We start from the raw sequence: 3,338 nt of genomic DNA, 5'->3' as shown, positions 1-3,338 counted from the left end.
GCCGCGTGCGGCGCGCCGGTTCGGCCGCGCCCGCATCGACGATCGCCGACAGCCGGCCGTTCGCCGCGAAGCGCAGCGGGCGCACCTCGCCGGCCGCGAGCGTGCCGCCCGCGCGCCAGAATTCGACGAGCCACAGCAGTTCGCCGTGCGTGCGCTGCAGCTGCGCGACGCCCGCGCATACGCTGTGCAGGCCGCTGCGCGACGTGCGATCGGTGTCGCGCACGAACGGACGATCGTCGGTGCGTGCGGCGTCGGCGGCGTCCGGATCGAGCAGCAGCACGAGCGCGATGCGGTGCGCGCGGCACCAGTCCGCGAGCGCGCGCGCTTCGTCCGCGAGTGCGGCCGGATCGTCCCAGCTGAACCAGCGCTGCGCGCCTTCGACGACATACAGCGAGCGCGCGCGAAAGCCGTAGCGCTTCAGTGCGCGCAGTGCACCCGCGAGCCGCGCGAACGGCCGCGGCGCGGCAGCGCGCGGTGCGTCGCGATGCGCGTCGGCGTCGGCGTCTGCGGCCTGCGCGTTCTGCACGGCGTCGCGCGGCTGCGGCGGCATCGCCAGCACGTTGAGATTGCGCGGCCAGCCGGCCGGCTGCGCGCCGCCCGCGAAGCCGCGCGTCTCCATCTGCGCGGCGACGTGCGCCGCATCGCGCGCGAGCACGACGGTCACGTCGCGCGTGCGCGCATGGCGCGCGCTTTCCCATACGAGCGCGTCGCAGGCAGGCGTTTGCGCGGCCGCGTAGAGCGCGTAGAGGCCGCCCGCTTCGAGCTGCGTCCACGTATCGGGCAGGCCGTCGATCGCGAGCCGGCCCGGCGCGCCGGCGCGAGCGCCGGCCGCTGCGCTGCGCCAGAGCGTACGCAGCCGCTCGACGATCGCTGTGCCGAGCGCGGGGCGTGTAGCGTTGAAATCGGTATTCACGCGTTCCCCTAATAGTCCGAGTAGAGCCGTACGGGCGTCGGCGTGACGAGCCAGCTGCGCTCGGCGCGCGCGTCGAACGCATAGCGCAGATAGACGAGCGCCGAACTGGGCGCGTAGTCGTGCGACCGGTCGACATGCAGTTGCGCGCCCACGCTCAGATGCGCGTTCACGCGGTATTCGGCGATGCCGTTCACGCCGTACGAGAACGACACGCCGCGCGTCGAGCTGCCCGTGTAGACGAGGCCGGCCGCCTGCTGCTCGGCGCGCCGGTCCGCGAAGGTCGGATAGAACAGCGAATCCTTCTCGTAGCTGTTCGAGATGCCGGCCGTGACGGTCAGATCCCACGACAACGCGTCGCGCCGCCCGGCCCACTCGATCGGCACGCCGAGCGACAGATAGCGCTGCGGACTGTAGTAGCCGCCCTGCCCGTAGGTGTAGTACCGCAGGTTCTGCGCGTAGTGCCACGCGTTGCCGACAAGCCCGGTGGCGACCTTCATCGTCGCGCGTTCGTAGACGGGGGCCATGAAGCCCGTGCGCAGCGTCACCTCCGCGTTGCGCTCGACGTTGCGGCCCGACAGCACGCCGGCGCCGAGTTCGGCGAACAGATTCGCGCGGCCGACGTCGACCGACGCGCGCAGATTCACGCCGTCGCGGCGCACGCCACCCCACACCGCGCCCGTCCACGGGTCGCGCATGCCGGCATACGACAGCACGCTGCTCGTTTCCGGCCGCCGCGACGCGTTCACGCTGACGCTCGCGGGCCCCGCGTCGAAACGGTAGCGCACGCCGCCGACCAGGTAGTGCACCGGAAAGCCGAGCGGCGACGTGCCGAGATCGACGCGCCACGCGTCGGACCGGTAGCCCGCGCCGAGCGCGACGCCCGTCGTCGACTGGTGCAGCGCGCCCGGCGGATGTGCGATCAGCGCGCCGGCCGACGCAGCCGGCGCAAACGGCGGCGGCAGGCCGTTCAGCGCGTTGAGCGCCGCATACGTGCCGAACGTTTTCAGCGTGTAGGCGTCCGGGTTGCTTGTGTCGAGCGTGCCCGCATCGAGATGCACGGTGTCGAGCTGCAGGAACGCGTGGCCGTCGTAGCGCACGGGCACCTGCATATAGATCGGCACCTGCTGCGCGCGATACGCGGAAATGCCTTCGTCGCCGGACTTGTAGGCCGGCAGCCAGCCGATCTCGATCTCCGGGTCGCGCCGCTGCTCGAGATCGGCGAACGCGGCCTGCGCGGGCGTCAGCCCGTCGCGGCCTGCGCGTACGCCGCTCGCGCGCTCCTGCGACATCGACAGCCGGTACAGCGACGCCGCGTCGTCGTAGCGGCGTTGTCCCTCGGCGACGCGGCCGGCCGCGACCGTCACGTCCGCACGCGCCGGATACGCGGCCTGCAGCCGGTCGGTCACCTGCACCGCGGCGTCCGAGCGGCCGAGCGCGTTCAGCCGCCGCACGACGGCGAGCCGCGTGTCGACGTCGTCGTCCGGCGTGCGCGCCAGCACCGCTTCGACGCGTGCCAGCGCGGCCGCGCGACGGCCGCTCTCCTCGTCGATCCGCGCGAGCGCGAGCTGCGTGTCGGGATCGTCGGGCAGGCGCGCGACGAGCGGCGCAAGCGCGTCGCGCGCGGCATCGTAGCGGCCCTGCGCGCGCTCGACGTCGGCGAGTTCGAGCGCATAGCGCTTGTCGGCGCGGCCCGCCGCAGTCACGCGCGCGAGCAGCGCGCGGGCGCGCGCATCGTCGTGCTGCGCGATCGCATCGTCGGTCTGCCGCAGCACCACGCGCAGCGCCTGATCCTCGAGCCGCGCGCTCTGGGCAGGCGTCAGCGCCGGGTCGCGGCGTAGCGCATCGAGCCACGCGACGAGCGCATCGTCGCGCCGCGCGCTGCCGAGCAGATCGCCATAGCGCAGTCGCACGTCGGCATCGGCGTCGGCCGGATGGGCGGCAATCCAGTCGTGCAGCGGCGCGAGGCCGCGCTCCGTCTCGCCCGCATCGATCCACTGCGTGCCGATCGCGGCAAGCACGTCGGGATCGTCCGGTGCCTGCCGCTGCGCACGCTCGAGCGAGGCGGCGAACGCCGTGCGGTCGCCGCGCGCGAGCGCGTCGCGTGCATCGGCCAGCGCGCGCTCCGCGTCGAGCTTGCGCGCGAGCGCGCGCATGCCGTCCGAGCGCTGCGCCTCGTCGATGCCGGCGAGCACGGCCTGCGCGCCGTCGACATCGTCGAGCGAATGGCGGTACAGCGCGCTCGCGTAGCGCATCTCGGGCGTATCGCGATACGCGAGTCCTTCATCCATCACCGTGCGGCCAAGCTGCGGCAGTCCCATGTCGCGATACAGGCGCGCGAGCGAGAAGCGCGTCCAGGCCGCGTCGGGCGCCGCGCGCACGGCCGCTTCGTAGCGTTGCGCGGCCGGCCCGCGTTCGCCGCGCGCCG

2 protein-coding genes are annotated in these 3,338 nt (G+C 73.5%); both read right to left on the bottom strand.

Going from position 1 to position 3,338, the window contains the following annotated elements; genetic code table 11:
• On the bottom strand, positions 1–913 hold a 913-nt coding region (locus HMPREF3115_RS32985), incomplete at its 3' end, for a BcsE family c-di-GMP-binding protein (RefSeq protein ID WP_256276468.1).
• 8 nt (positions 914–921) lie between these two features.
• Positions 922–3,338 (bottom strand): cellulose biosynthesis protein BcsC (locus HMPREF3115_RS28285; protein WP_176748780.1); only part of this gene is annotated, 2,417 nt, incomplete at its 5' end.

This window comes from Burkholderia sp. HMSC10F09, assembly GCF_001806955.1.
Lineage (GTDB): Bacteria > Pseudomonadota > Gammaproteobacteria > Burkholderiales > Burkholderiaceae > Burkholderia > Burkholderia multivorans.
Note: the sequence above shows the minus strand (reverse complement) of the source record. Positions and strands in the feature narration are given on the sequence as shown.